Annotated in this window: 14 protein-coding genes; 6 read left to right on the top strand and 8 right to left on the bottom strand. The window is 52.8% G+C overall.

Annotated features, from left to right (window positions below; translation table 11 throughout):
• Positions 1 to 645: 645 nt before the first annotated feature.
• Together FHS72_RS16680 and ychF are read right to left on the bottom strand one after the other, a co-directional pair.
• Complete coding sequence (locus FHS72_RS16680; RefSeq protein ID WP_183530897.1) at positions 646 to 1,674, bottom strand: helix-turn-helix domain-containing protein; 1,029 nt, start codon at positions 1,672 to 1,674, stop codon at positions 646 to 648.
• A 557-nt stretch (positions 1,675 to 2,231) separates the two neighbouring features.
• Positions 2,232 to 3,329 carry a redox-regulated ATPase YchF gene (ychF, locus tag FHS72_RS16675; protein ID WP_183530896.1) on the bottom strand — a complete coding sequence of 366 codons (1,098 nt, stop codon included), beginning with the start codon at positions 3,327 to 3,329 and terminating at the stop codon, positions 2,232 to 2,234.
• A gap of 133 nt (positions 3,330 to 3,462) precedes the next feature.
• On the opposite strand from ychF, the gene FHS72_RS16670 reads away from it, so the two are divergent.
• On the top strand, positions 3,463 to 4,626 hold the full coding sequence (locus tag FHS72_RS16670) for an alpha-hydroxy acid oxidase (protein ID WP_183530895.1): 1,164 nt from the start codon (positions 3,463 to 3,465) through the stop codon (positions 4,624 to 4,626).
• Here the strand turns inward: FHS72_RS16670 and FHS72_RS16665 are convergent.
• Entirely contained in the window at positions 4,623 to 5,786 is a 1,164-nt protein-coding gene (locus FHS72_RS16665) for an MFS transporter (RefSeq protein ID WP_183530893.1), read from the bottom strand. The genes FHS72_RS16670 and FHS72_RS16665 overlap by 4 nt on opposite strands.
• 290 nt (positions 5,787 to 6,076) lie before the next feature.
• Between FHS72_RS16665 and FHS72_RS16660 the strand changes: the two genes are divergently transcribed.
• The 3 genes from FHS72_RS16660 (at position 6,077) to FHS72_RS16650 (ending at position 8,015) form a co-directional block, all read left to right on the top strand.
• Positions 6,077 to 6,712, top strand: a complete 636-nt coding sequence (locus tag FHS72_RS16660) for a 50S ribosomal protein L25/general stress protein Ctc (protein WP_183530891.1) — start codon at positions 6,077 to 6,079, stop codon at positions 6,710 to 6,712.
• A 179-nt stretch (positions 6,713 to 6,891) separates the two neighbouring features.
• Positions 6,892 to 7,569 (top strand): aminoacyl-tRNA hydrolase, encoded by a 678-nt coding sequence (pth, locus tag FHS72_RS16655; RefSeq protein WP_183530889.1) that lies wholly within the window; start codon positions 6,892 to 6,894, stop codon positions 7,567 to 7,569.
• A 68-nt stretch (positions 7,570 to 7,637) separates the two neighbouring features.
• Positions 7,638 to 8,015: a DUF2237 family protein gene (locus FHS72_RS16650; protein ID WP_183530888.1), complete on the top strand. Its 378-nt coding sequence runs from the start codon at positions 7,638 to 7,640 to the stop codon at positions 8,013 to 8,015.
• On the opposite strand, the gene FHS72_RS16645 is transcribed toward FHS72_RS16650, so the two are convergent.
• The 3 genes from FHS72_RS16645 to ihfB are packed head-to-tail and all read right to left on the bottom strand — an operon-like array spanning position 8,012 to position 9,313.
• Positions 8,012 to 8,656 (bottom strand): phosphoribosylanthranilate isomerase, encoded by a 645-nt coding sequence (locus FHS72_RS16645; protein ID WP_183530886.1) that lies wholly within the window; start codon positions 8,654 to 8,656, stop codon positions 8,012 to 8,014. The two genes, FHS72_RS16650 and FHS72_RS16645, sit on opposite strands and share 4 nt — an antisense overlap.
• Complete coding sequence (locus tag FHS72_RS16640; protein WP_183530884.1) at positions 8,656 to 9,018, bottom strand: LapA family protein; 363 nt, start codon at positions 9,016 to 9,018, stop codon at positions 8,656 to 8,658. The genes FHS72_RS16645 and FHS72_RS16640 overlap by 1 nt, the downstream gene beginning before the upstream one ends.
• Before the next feature lie 13 nt (positions 9,019 to 9,031).
• Complete coding sequence (gene ihfB / locus FHS72_RS16635) at positions 9,032 to 9,313, bottom strand: integration host factor subunit beta (protein ID WP_183530882.1); 282 nt, start codon at positions 9,311 to 9,313, stop codon at positions 9,032 to 9,034.
• A 611-nt stretch (positions 9,314 to 9,924) separates the two neighbouring features.
• On the opposite strand from ihfB, the gene FHS72_RS16630 reads away from it, so the two are divergent.
• Positions 9,925 to 10,209, top strand: a complete 285-nt coding sequence (locus FHS72_RS16630) for a hypothetical protein (RefSeq protein WP_183530880.1) — start codon at positions 9,925 to 9,927, stop codon at positions 10,207 to 10,209.
• Positions 10,210 to 10,296: 87 nt separating this feature from the next.
• Here the strand turns inward: FHS72_RS16630 and rpsA are convergent, their stop codons facing one another.
• The gene (rpsA, locus tag FHS72_RS16625; RefSeq protein ID WP_183530901.1) at positions 10,297 to 11,961 is read right to left on the bottom strand and encodes a 30S ribosomal protein S1; all 1,665 of its coding nucleotides are present in this window, start codon (positions 11,959 to 11,961) and stop codon (positions 10,297 to 10,299) included.
• A gap of 363 nt (positions 11,962 to 12,324) precedes the next feature.
• Between rpsA and FHS72_RS16620 the strand changes: the two genes are divergently transcribed.
• Complete coding sequence (locus FHS72_RS16620) at positions 12,325 to 13,551, top strand: hypothetical protein (RefSeq protein WP_183530879.1); 1,227 nt, start codon at positions 12,325 to 12,327, stop codon at positions 13,549 to 13,551.
• Between the two features lie 54 nt (positions 13,552 to 13,605).
• Here FHS72_RS16620 and FHS72_RS16615 read toward each other — a convergent pair whose 3' ends face one another.
• Positions 13,606 to 13,881 (bottom strand): hypothetical protein, encoded by a 276-nt coding sequence (locus tag FHS72_RS16615; RefSeq protein ID WP_183530877.1) that lies wholly within the window; start codon positions 13,879 to 13,881, stop codon positions 13,606 to 13,608.
• Between the last annotated feature and the right edge of the window lie 25 nt (positions 13,882 to 13,906).

Here is a 13,906-nt window from a genome sequence, read left to right as displayed (position 1 = left end):
GAACTCGTCTGTAAACCGTATTCCTTTGTTCATATCCGTCTCTCCTTGGTTCCAAAATTACCAAGCAAAGCGTCTACAAATCTAGGGGCACCTCAGTGTTGAATTGCCAACAAAGTTAACTCTTAATTAATTGTGATCGAAGTCCGAATACGAGTCATGCTGAAAACGTTAATTGAAAACGTCCAAGTGCTTATGATTGCCCGAATGCGATACCCCATGTCATTTCCCGATATTCGCGAACTCAAAGGTTAACGAATGGTTAATAAAAGGTTAACGAAAGGTTAACGCCAAATAAGAACTGATCTAATTCAATTTTAAAATTGATATAGGCAGCCGATTATTAAAAGAATCATACGCCACGATTCGTACAATATTTCGAGTGACTTTCACGACTGCCGCGCTCCACATGATCGTTCAAGTCACCTGACGGAGAACACACCTAAAAGGTGTAATCATGATAGATGCGCAGCTGCGATCAGCCCGCGGAAAAACCGGACGCACACCGCAAAATGGAGGCACGCGCTACGGATTGAAGCCCGCTTTATTTACCCAAAAAAGGGTGGCGTAAGTGACTGGAGACGCAGCAGCAAAACGCGAAAACATCAGGATGAAATTTCAGTCGATCTGATCCATCGCGATGTAAGCCTAGTGGGTCTGCGGAAAGCTCTTTGGCGCACCGGAACGCTTCAAGGTTTCAGACGGGCGTTCACCAAAACGCTCGCGGTAAATCTTCGCAAACTCACCCAAATGGGTGTAGTTCAAGCTTCGTGCAATCTGGCAAACGGTCTGCTCTTGATCCGCTGCCAGCAAGGCATTTTTCGCAGCCAGCAGGCGTTGTTCTCGCAAGAATTGCCCAAGAGTAGAGCCCCGAAATTTCTTGAAATTCATCGTCAAACTTCTGACGCTTGCGTTCGCAGCTTGCGCGATTTGCGCCAGTGTTGGGGCCTCATCAGCATGTGAAGTGATGTAATCTTCAGCCAAGCGGACAACCTGCGGGACGATACGATGCCCTTCTGCATTCAGGTCAACACCAGACTGTTTAGCCCAATTTTCAAGGAGATTAACCGATAATGTCTCTTCGATATGCCTTACGGTACGCGCATTCAACGGGCTTGGCCGCTCTTCGATCAAACGCATGACGTACTGCAAACCAGCATACCAACTCGCGTCGCTGCTACCAAAGCTGGTCTTGGCTTTCCATGTCGACCGATCAGGAACTTCACCAAACCAAGCAAGCGCGATTTCGTCCAAAAGTTTTGGCGAGAATATCAGATGAACTTGAGTGCTATCCTTGCTCACCTCTGCGTGGTGATCACACTTAGACAGATCAAAAACATAGCTCTGCCCAGGGACATTCATCACGGGTATTTGGCCCTTCATCTTGGGCGTCGAATGGCCGCTGATGTTGGTCGTGGCAACGGTCGGTGAACCGCACGACCCGCTGATATCGATACGCGCCGCAGCGCCGTACATCGTCTGTGTCATGACAAGACGACCGACTTCTGTCGCCTGAACCACGCACTGCGACAACTGGCTCGCATCAATGGGTGCGACGGTCATCGGCGCGCCAAGCGTATTCAGCCAATCCGACAACTCACCCCAGTCGCTCGGTTTAAACTCGCGGGCCTTCGGAAGACCTTTATCAGACACGCCCAGAGAGATTTGTGTATTCATGGGTGCGACTTTACAGCGTCAATTAATTCAACCCAAGCGGTAATTAGAATTTAATTGCAAATAGTTACACTGCCTTAAAAAAGCCTAATTCTTGACTTTCTTTTGATCGCTTTCGAAGCGTCGAAAAGGATTAAAAATTATGCAATGCTTGGAATTGGGAATTATATAAATTGCATTTGTTTTATTTTAGGCAATTATGTTTTAAATATGCCATCCAATTGCATTCATACCACAGATCAAATTACATTTGGACGAACCACGCCTCAAAGAAAGGATGAACACCCGTATTTCAAGTAATAGAAAATCGCAGCGATCATACAAAAGAGATGTACGGCAACCGCACCGACGCGACAATCACAAGGCGTTCGAAAGATAAGTAGTGCCCACGAAGCGACAAGCCACAGCACACCTTCAGGCGTAGGTTAAGCATCCAGCCGATGCACACACGCGCTCATAGCTTTCGCACGGCGTTAGCCGTCAGAAATCGACATGATTGAGACGAATAGTTAGGGTCAGGGAGCGCCTTTCAGCCTTAGCCATAGCGCCCCCTACCCAACTTAGGTGTTAAATAAGAAGTGCAGCACGTCGCCGTCTTTGACGGTGTATGCTTTACCTTCAGCACGCATCTTGCCTGCTTCTTTCGACGGGCCTTCGCCGCCCAGCGTCACAAAATCATCGTAGGCAATTGTTTCGGCACGAATGAAGCCACGCTCAAAGTCGCCGTGGATCACGCCTGCCGCTTGCGGGGCTGATGTGCCTTCTTTAATTGTCCATGCGCGTGCTTCTTTTGGACCGACAGTGAAGTAGGTCTGCAAGTGAAGCAGCTCGTAGCCTGCGCGGATCAGCCGGTCGAGACCTGCTTCCTCTAAGCCCATCTCGCCAAGGAACATTTCAGCTTCGTCGGCTTCGAGTTGCGAAATTTCTTCTTCGATACGCGCTGAAATCACGACATGTGAGTTGCCCTGCGCAGCGGCCATTTCCGCGACGCGAGCGGATTGCGCGTTGCCAGTGCCAGCTTTGTCTTCTTCAACGTTGCAGACATAAAGAACAGGCTTCGTCGACAAAAGCTGCAGCAATTTCCACTGCTTCGCGTCGTCGGCGTCGATTTCAACAGTCCGCGCTGGCTTGCCTTCTTCAATCGCAGCCTGTGCGAGGCCAAGCAGACGCACTTGATCGGCAGCGTCTTTATCACCGCCGCGCACTTTGCGGTTTAGGTTCTGCAAGCGTTTTTCGATGCTTTCGAGATCGGCGAGCATGAGTTCGGTTTCGATGACTTCAGCATCCTCGACCGGATCAACGCGGCCTTCAACGTGCGTAATATCGTCATCCTCAAAACAACGCAGCACGTGCGCGATGGCGTCACATTCGCGAATGTTAGCGAGGAACTGGTTGCCGAGACCTTCACCCTTAGACGCGCCTTTGACGAGGCCCGCGATGTCGACAAACGTCATGCGCGTCGGGATAATCTGTTTTGATCCGGCAATTTCAGCCAATTTGTCGAGCCGCGCGTCAGGCACCCCAACATCGCCAACATTCGGCTCGATGGTGCAGAACGGAAAGTTAGCGGCTTGCGCCGCTGCCGTCTTGGTCAGTGCGTTGAACAGGGTCGATTTGCCAACGTTTGGCAGACCCACGATACCCATTTTGAAACCCATGACGGCACTCTTTCTAATTTTGCGTTTGGGCGCTTCTAGGGTCCAACGCGAGGCGCTGCAAGTAACAGTTATCAGCCTTGCAGCGAGCGGGCCTCATTGGTAAGGTTTCCGCACCAATTTGAGGAATAATCCCATGCCAGTCATCACAAACATCCAAGACCTGAAACGGCTACATAAACGCCGCACACCAAAGATGTTTTACGATTATGCCGAAAGCGGCAGTTGGACGGAGCAGACGTTCCGCGAAAACACCACCGACTTTGAGCAGATTAGACTGCGGCAGCGCGTGGCGATTGATATGGATAATCGCACAACGAAAACCACGATGATCGGGCATGATGTGGCGATGCCTGTAGGGCTAGCGCCAGTTGGCCTGACTGGGATGCAAAGTGCGGATGGCGAAATCAAAGCCGCCCGTGCTGCCGAGAAATTCGGCGTTCCGTTTACCTTGTCCACGATGTCTATTTGCTCGATTGAAGACGTCGCAGAACACACCGAAAAACCGTTTTGGTTTCAGGTATATACAGTGCGCGACGACGACTACATGACCCGCTTGCTGGATCGTGCGAAGGCCGCGAAATGCTCTGCTATTATGATCACGCTTGATCTACAAATCTTGGGACAGCGGCACAAAGACCTAAAAAACGGGCTGACCGCCCCGCCAAAGTTCACCCTAAAATCGATGGCTGATCTGGCGACAAAATGGACTTGGGGTATCGAGATGCTTCAGACGAAGCGTCGTTTCTTTGGCAATATTGTCGGCCATGCAAAAGGCGTATCGGACCCCGCCGATTTGGCAAAATGGACCTCCGAAGCATTTGACCCATCGCTAAACTGGGACCGTGTCGCCGAGTTGATCAAAAAATGGGACGGCCCTGTGATTTTGAAGGGTATTCTTGACGTCGAAGACGCCAAGAAAGCTGCCGCGATTGGGGCAGATGCGATTATCGTGTCGAACCACGGCGGGCGCCAGTTGGATGGGGCATTGTCGTCCATTCGCATGCTAGAACAGATTGTGGATGCAGTGGGTGACAAGATCGAAGTGCACTTTGACAGCGGCATTCGGTCCGGCCAGGACGTCCTCAAGGCGATGGCGTTGGGCGCAAAAGGCACCTACATCGGTCGCGCGTTTGTGCACGGCTTGGGCGCTATGGGCGAGGCAGGCGTGACCAAAGCGCTAGAGGTGATCCACAAGGAGTTGGATTACACGATGGCATTCTGCGGCCACCGCGACATCAATAATGTCGACAAAGATATCCTGCTGGTTCCAAAGAACTTTTCAGGTGACTGGGCTTAGGTCCGAACAGCCGACTTCTTAGCATGCAATGGTAAGCGTGCCGCCAATACTGCAAGTGGTGCTGTCGCAATCAGCAACAGCGCCACACATGCGAACGCGATGCGCAATCCGTAGTTTTCCGACACCAGCCCCATCAACGTTGGCGCAAAGAAGAAGCCGGAAAACCCGATCACAGCGCACCGACTGATCGCTTCGGTACGTAGATGCGGCGCGACGAGTTTACCGACCAAAGCCAACGCCATTGGCCCGATGACCGACACCCCTATGCCCAGCGTGCCGAAGCCGACGTAGGCAATGATCGGCGTTTGCGCGATCGATGCGATAATTGCCCCCAGAGCGGCCACAAGTGATGCAATAATCATGACCTGCGTTTCACGGAACCGTTCCGCGATGACTTGACCAGAAAACCGCCCGAACGTCATGGTAAAGCCCAACATCGCAGGCCCCAGCGCCCCCTCGGCGGCCCCACCACCCAACGTCCGCTCTACGTGCAGTGCCGACCATGTCTCAACGGTAGCCTCTGACATGAACGCGATCAGGACAATCGCCCCGCAGATCACAATCGGCCACAGCGGATATTTGCCCTGATGGTCGTCTTCTGCGCTGACCCGTGCGACCTCCATATTCAACATCGGCACCAGCAAAATCGCGACCACACCAAAGCCTGCGAACACTGGCGTCGGCGGCATGCCTGCCTCACGAGCAAAACCTGTAATTACGGCGGCAACAGCGTAAGCCAATGAAAACATAGCATGGTTTGCGTTCATTAGGGATCGACTATGCTCGGCCTCAAGTTCAGACACACGCTCGTTCATCACCACATCCAGCAGCCCAGAGCACAGGCCAACAAAACCCATCGTCACAGCAAACAAAATCGGCGTCGTGATTTGGCCCGGAACAAGCCAGACGCAAGCCAGTAGCACAGCTCCGACCTGCATTGCGCGCGCGCCCAGAACTTTATCGGCACGCGGTGCGATCCACATAGATGAGACTAGCCCAGTGGCCGAGCCGAGCAGTAGCAAGCCGAACACTCCGTCACTCGCGCCAAGTTGGTCTTTGATCACAGGGATATATGCCGCAAAACAGCCCCAAAACAGACCAACAACGACAAAGGCCGCAACAGGGCGGCGCGAGATATAGAGCGCATTTAATATAGACATGAAATATCGTTCGCACTGGATGTCAGATTGTTCAAGCGGCAATCGACCACAGCAACTGCATCAAACCTCAGTCTGTGACAAACAATGAACTCGCCCGTGGTGCAGCCCCTACCAACGCAACAAATGACCTTTTTCACAACGTTTACGGCCCGACACGCCCAAAGTCGTGTAAACTCTGCCACCCGACGTCAAAAAACCCTTCCCAAACGGGCGATTCCCCCATAAGAGGCAGGCTTCACCGGGCCGCACACCCTTGGAGGGCGGCCCCATTATTACTTTGGAGAATTCTTATGGCTGGAAACATTCCAGATCTCGAAGCTACGGCTCGCGCGGGGACAGGCAAGGGGGCCGCCCGCACTGCTCGTCGTGAAGGCCTTGTACCAGGTGTTGTTTATGGTGGCGGTTCTGATCCAGTTGCGATCAACCTCGACTTCAACAAACTGCTCGTTCGTTTGCGCAAAGGCCGGTTCTTGGCGACTTTGTTCAACCTGAAAGTCGAAGGCATGGACGACGTTCGCGTTATCTGCCGTGGCGTTCAGCGTGACGTAGTCAAAGACCTGCCGTTGCATGTTGATTTCATGCGTTTGCGTCAGACGTCCAAGGTGAACTTGTTCGTTAACGTGAACTTCATCAACGCTGAAACAGCACCATACGCACCAGCTGGCGGCATGTTGACTGTGAACCGGACTGAGGTCGAATTGCGCGTTACCGCCAATAACATCCCAGAAAGCATCGACATCGACTTGTCAGAAGCACAAATCGGCGACGTTATCACTTCCGACAGCGTAAAATGGCCTGAAGGCGCGAAACCAGTCATCGATCGTGAATTCACGATTGCTGCGATTTCCGCACCGAAGATCGTTAGCGCAGACGACGAAGATGAAGCCGAAGGCGAAGCAGCACCAGAAGAGGGCGGCGAGGAGTAATCTTTCCCCATCTAACGATTTGAAAGGGCGTCCCCAACGGGCGCCCTTTTTTTATAGGTCCACACCGGCACACGTCCTTAGTCCTTCAAAATCCCCGCCCGCGACGCCCAGAGCTTCAAACATCCGCAACTGCCGTGTTCTAGCTTGAGCCCCCTGCCCGTGCGCCCTAAACTACCCCCATGAAAATGATTGTAGGTCTCGGCAATCCGGGCACAAAATACGCTGGCAACCGTCATAACATCGGGTTTATGGCGCTCGATCGCATTGCGTCTGATCATAGGTTCAGCCCGTGGCGGGCAAAATTCCAGGGGCAGGTCTCAGAGGGCCGCTTTGGCAGTGACAAGGTAATCTTGCTCAAGCCCGAAACCTTTATGAACCTGTCCGGTCAATCCGTCGGCGAGGCGATGCGGTTTCACAAATTGACACCCGCTGCTGTAATCGTCTTCCACGACGAGATTGACCTCGCCCCCGCGAAGGTCCGTGTGAAAACCGGTGGTGGCCATGCTGGCCACAACGGCCTACGCTCGATCCATAGCCATATCGGTGCAGATTATGACCGCGTGCGGCTTGGCGTTGGCCATCCTGGACACAAAGATGCTGTGCCGGGGTATGTGTTGCGCGATTTTGCGAAGGCGGATCAGGACTGGCTAGACGATGTGCTGCGCGGGATTTCTGATGGCATCGAAAAGCTAGCGAATGGTGACAGTGGCAAATTCCTGAACGCGGTCGCATTGCGCGTCGCCCCGCCGCGCTCATCCACAACAAAAGCAAAACCGGAACAAACAAAGCCCGCCGCTGCGCCCGAACCAGAAGACACTCGGTCTCAGATGCAAAAACTTATGGACCGCTTCAAATAGTCGTAAAGATTGCGGCCTTGTGAAGAACGAAGAGTTTAATCGCGTCATTACAGAAAGCCATAATTGAAATGGAAAAAGATCCATCCTTTAACGTCCTCGGCAGCACGTTACAGACCTGTGCTCTGGACCCAGTCACCGGATATTATCGCAACGGCGCTTGTGACACCTGCACAGAAGACGTCGGTAGCCATACGGTTTGCGCGATCATGACTGACGAATTCCTCGCCTTCTCGAAGTATGTTGGCAATGATCTTAGCACGTCGCGCCCCGAGTTCGGCTTTGTCGGATTAAAGGCTGGCGACGGTTGGTGCCTATGTGCAGCCCGTTTCCTGCAAGCACATGACGAAGGCTGCGCACCGCGTGTAAATCTACACGCCACACATGTCCGTGCGCTGGAAATCGTGCCGATTGATGTGTTGCGCGAATATGCCGTCGACGAAATTTAGCTTACTGCGGCCTTAACGAATGCGGCAATCAGTTCAGCGGACTTCTCGCCGGGCGCAGTTTCGACACCGCTGGACACGTCGACCTGCGGCGCTTTGGTTAACGCTATTGCCTCTGCGACATTGCCAGGTGTCAGTCCACCTGCCAGCATCCATGGCGTAGGCCAGCGACGATTAGCTATCAGCGTCCAGTCGAAGGACAGTCCATTACCGCCCGGAAGCTCGGCTGTTTTAGGTGCTTTGGCATCAACCAAAAGCATGTCCGCAACCTGTGCGTAATCATCTAGTGCAGGCAGGTCTGACGCATCGGCAACACCGACAGCTTTCATGACAGGAAGGCGGTAGCGAGTGCGGATTTCTGCAACGCGATCAGGTGTTTCCTTGCCGTGCAACTGCAAAATGTCGAGCGGCACCTCGGCAAGGACCGCATCGAGCAGCGCATTGTCAGGATTTACCAACAGACCAACTTTAGCCACGCCCATCGGCGTCGCTTGGGCGAGTGGTGCAGCTTGCGCGATGCTAACGTTGCGAGGAGATTTGGGAAAGAAAACAAGGCCGACATAATGCGCCCCAGCCGCCACCGCAGCATCCAGCATAGACTGATCACGCAGGCCACAAATTTTAACACGGGTGTCAGCGGGCATTAGACTTTTCCGCGCGGGCTTTCGAGCAGAGCAAGCACGTCATCTTGGTTTCCGCCTGCCTTTTCAGTCTTGAGCGTATCAACTTCACGTTTAAGCTGGCTTACTTCGCGGGCTTTTTTGCGACCCTGAACCCGAATCCGATGCTCGCGAATCCACTCCCAGAAAAAGCCGATCAAAAGTCCGACGCCAACGCTGACGAAAATGATGATGAACATCGGCAGCGTCACGTCCGGCGAAATAGCCAGCATATCAGCCAAGGCCGGCGGCATCGCACGCACCGTGACAAAATCTCGGTTTGCTAGTCCAACCAAGATCAGAACAAGTGCAACAAGTGCCCAAAAGGCATAACGGATCGTTTTCATCAGTCGTCTACTTTCAGCCGCCGTTGAGACGGTCGCGCAGGAGTTTACCAGTCTTAAAGAAAGGCACGTGCTTTTCTTCTACCTCAACTGACTCACCAGTGCGAGGGTTCCGGCCGGTACGCTGATCACGTTTTTTCACAGAAAACGCGCCAAATCCGCGCAACTCGACGCGGTCGCCATTGGACATTGCCTCTGTAATTTCTTCAAAGATCGTATTCACAATCTTTTCGACATCGCGTTGATAAAGATGTGGATTCTCGTCGGCAATCTTTTGGATCAATTCAGATCGGATCATCTCGGTGGCCCCCCAAAGGCAGTCAGCAATATCCGCAGGTCATCCTGCTTTCAATGGACTGTAGCCGCAAAAATCCATTCACGGAATAGACCCATGCGGGGAAAATGAACGAAATTCCGCTTCTTAGCTAGCTTAACCGCTTGTAAACCGTTCTGAGAACGCCACTTTTTCAAGACCGTTGGCAAAATTGCCCGCATCGAACCAGCAGCACGCAAGGCGATTCGCATTTAAATTGATGACCAAGATACCTTTCACCCCTGATGTATACATTATCGCACAGTTGCAAACTAGCAACACAGATGGCGCATACTTGTGTATTCAGGACGCGAAGCCTTGATCGAATCCACCCTTCCACTACCGATGCCGCACTGTATCAACACAACCCAAGGAGGATATCACATGCAATATTTCACACGCATCAATACCACCTTGGTATTTTGTGCAGCAGCCCCGCCAGTGTCGGCCGTATCCCCACGCGCCTAGGGCCATTTGGCGCAGATTGCGCCGTTCATCTCTAAAATCTTAACAAAAGCACCCGACCTCGGCTGCAGCAGTATGTCTGCTGTTGTCGCATCGGGTTCGCATCAACAAAGGAACGGCTTCGCACACGCGTGACCGACAAACGTGACCTCATGAATGCACTACCCATCAAGACACCAACACCGCAGGACATTTTCGACGATCTTGTCACTGAATTTGGCATAAACAAGATGCTACTCGCGACCATCGCAAGGTTGTTCAAGCGAACCCGCCCGCCAAGTATTGCCTCAATTGAACACCATCCTGACGTTGAACATTTGAGCGACCGGATGCGTGCTGATATCGGATTGCCGCCGCAGGATCACCTTCAGCAGCTTAAAGTAGACCAGATCGGCATCGGATACATTCGCCTCTAAGTTGCGCAGCCACACCAGATCATCAAGTCAAAAAAAAGGCCCCGCAATCACTTGCGGGGCCTTTTCTAATCTATCAGCGAAAGACGATTACTCGTCGCCGCCTTTCAATGCTGCACCAAGGATATCGCCCAAGGAAGCGCCGGAGTCGGAAGACCCGAACTGCTCAACTGCTTCTTTTTCTTCAGCTATTTCACGTGCTTTGATGGACAGGCCCAGTTTGCGTGTCTTGGAGTCGATGTTTGTGACGCGAACGTCGACTTTATCACCAACGCCGAAACGCTCTGGACGCTGCTCTGCACGGTCACGGGACAGGTCGGAGCGACGGATGAAGGATTTCATGCCTTCATAGTCAACTTCGATGCCGCCTTCTTCGATCTTCGTCACTTCAACAGTGATGATCGAACCGCGCTTTGTGCCGCCGATTGTTTCAGCGAACGGATCGCCGTCGAGCGCTTTGATCGAGAGCGAGATGCGCTCTTTCTCAACGTCAACTTCAGCAACCTTGGCCTTCACGATGTCGCCCTTGCGGAAATCGCCGATGACGTCTTCGCCGCGGCCTTCCCATGTCAAGTCGGACAGGTGAACCATGCCATCGATGTCGCCTTCGAGGCCAACAAACAGACCGAATTCGGTGATGTTTTTGACTTCGCCTTCGACTTCAGTACCTTCTGGGAACTGCTCTGCAAAGACTTCCCATGGGTTGCGCATTGTCTGCTTGAGGCCAAGGGAAACGCGACGCTTGGCAGAATCGATTTCCAGAACCATGACTTCAACTTCTTGCGAAGTAGACACGATTTTGCCTGGGTGTACGTTCTTTTTAGTCCAAGACATTTCGGACACGTGCACAAGACCTTCAACACCTGGTTCCAGCTCAACGAATGCGCCGTAATCAGTGATGTTGGTTACGCGACCAGTGTGCGTGGATTCCATTGTGTACTTGGCTTCAACAGCGTTCCACGGATCGTCCTGCAGCTGTTTCATGCCGAGGGAGATGCGGTGTGTCTCTTTGTTGATCTTGATCACCTGAACCTTGATCGTCTCACCAATTGTGAGGATCTCGGATGGGTGGTTCACACGACGCCAAGCCATGTCAGTGACGTGCAGCAAGCCGTCTACGCCACCGAGGTCAACAAACGCACCATATTCGGTGATGTTCTTGACGACGCCGTCGACTTCTTGGCCTTCAGTCAGGTTGCCGATAACTTCAGCACGCTGTTCAGCACGTGATTCTTCAAGGATTGCACGACGAGAAACAACGATGTTGCCCCGACGACGGTCCATTTTCAAAATCTGGAATGGCTGCTTGAGACCCATCAATGGGCCTGCGTCACGCACAGGGCGGACGTCAACCTGAGACCCCGGAAGAAACGCAACAGCGCCGCCCAGATCTACAGTGAAACCACCTTTTACGCGACCAAAGATAGCGCCATCAACGCGCTCTTCGTCAGCATATGCTTTTTCCAGACGATCCCAAGCTTCCTCACGGCGCGCCATCTCACGAGAGATAACAGCTTCGCCACGAGCGTTCTCAACTTGACGCAGGAACACTTCAACAGTGTCACCAGGGGCCAGTTCAGCTTCTTCACCAGGGTTTGCAAATTCTTTAAGATCAACGCGGCCTTCCATTTTGTAGCCGACGTCGATGATAGCTTGGCCCGCTTCGATCGCGATAACCTTGCCTTTGACAACTGAGCCTTCGCTCGGTGTGTCCATTTCGAAGCTTTCGTTTAAGAGTGCTTCAAACTCTTCCATTGTGTTAGCCATGAGGCGTCGTTTTCCTAACGTTTGGTTTTATATGGGCCGGGCGGTTGTGTCCGCCGGTCTTTGGGTTTCGGTTTTGGTCTAAGCGTTTGTTTCGAACATAAAACAACAGGGCTGGCGTTAACCAACCCTGCTCGAGTCTCATGTCCGCGCCTGTCTCGACGCTTAGACACCGCAGTCTATAGGGCAATCCAACGATAATGGCAAGCAGCGGGTTGAATTTGGTGTGGTTATCGTCACATAAATCGCGCCCAACAGTCGTTCGAAGCGGGGTGGTGGAATTAAGGTTAATAAGTTCCTAAGTTTCCTTAAATTCGCCGCATACCCGCCACAAAGCGAAGGTTAATAAGCGTTATGACACATAGTATCCTATTTATGTCCTTCGGACAGTCGAACGCTGATTGCCATACAGCCGGCCCCGCCTTTGATCATCCCGTGCTGGATGATCCGCGCATTGTGCTGCCCAATGATGGGTTTGGATTTCGCGGAACCAGAGGTTTTGCACGCAAGCGGATGATCGACGGATTTGTTCCAGCCTACGGATTTGATACGAAATGCCAATCCAGCGGCATTGCTTCAGCCGCGCGGTTCCTACACGAAATCAACGATGACACCATCGGTCAGGTCATCGTGCGCAGTGGCGCCAAGGGTGGTCGCCCACTGGTTGGGCGCAAACATGGTGACCGCATCATCGACGGCATTTTCCGACAGCACGACGGCACCGCGGCAATGCTATTGCTGAGCATGATCGAGGACATCTATCAAATCGCGGCCGCTGCTGACGAGATGGGACAGCCTATCCGTCAGATTTACATCCCATTTTATCACGGCGAAGCGGATCGAAACACGCCGCGCGACACCTATAATGCGTTGCTTACAGAGATGATGGATATCATCGACGATGCTGCCGCCGATATCGGTATTCCGACAGTTTGGCTACTAACCCAACCCTCCGGCACCGCCCCATCACACTCCGGCAACGCTTGGGAAAACCGCTTGGGCATCAAAGACGTGGCAGATCGTCGCCCGAATGCCGTTCTCGCAAACGCAAATTACGCCATGCCTTTGTTTGATCCATCACACCTAGATGCCACAGGCAAAGTTTTGGCAGGCGAACAGATTGGCCGCTGTGCCGCGCGCATTCACAACGGCGAAGGTGCGCCCGCACTGATCAGCCCACGAGAAGCCACAGCCATTGGCAACAAAATTCACATCCGGTTCCATGCGCCGGTAAAAACAACCATCGATAAAGTCTCCATCCCTGCCCCTCTATTCACTGACGGGTTTCTGGTCGAAGGTCAGCCTGCGGACTTTGTACGCCGCGCAATCCCAACGCCGGATGGACATTTGACACTGATTTGCAACGGCCCGATTCCGGACGACTGCCAACTGAACTATGCCTATGCTGGTCGGACGCAATCTGACCCCACAGAAGACGTGGCATACCCCTATGGCCGCGGATGTTTGCGCAAATCTGACAGCACGACGTCGCTGATTTTGCCGCATTTAAAGCTACACGAATGGGTGCCCGCCTTTTCAGTTCAGGTTTCATCAGCGGTAGCCGTACAAAACGTCGCCTAACGCACCCGTCACCGGTCGTTCCGATCCGCACCGCTCGACAACTAGTCTCAACGGTTAATCCGTCGCACTGGCAGTCGTGATATTGGCTGCTGTCACAGTTGTGGTCGCCACGGCAACGATCAGATCAACGATCTCATTTGCTTCTTCCGCCAGATCATCGTCCAGCTCTTCGTCAATCAAGTCACGAATTTTTTCTTCGTTTTCAATAACAAACGGTTTGACGTCATCTGGCACACCACCATCCGATGCGCCAAGACACCCGGCCACGAAAATCACTGACATAAAAGCAGCGCACTTCATCACGAAGCCGCCGAAGTTGAGATAAACCAAACTCATATTCCTTTTCATTGCAATC

Origin of the sequence: Yoonia ponticola (assembly GCF_014199395.1) — a bacterium.
GTDB classification, from domain to species: domain Bacteria; phylum Pseudomonadota; class Alphaproteobacteria; order Rhodobacterales; family Rhodobacteraceae; genus Yoonia; species Yoonia ponticola.
The sequence above is the reverse complement of the archived record's forward strand: the minus strand, read 5'-3'. Positions and strand labels throughout refer to the sequence as shown.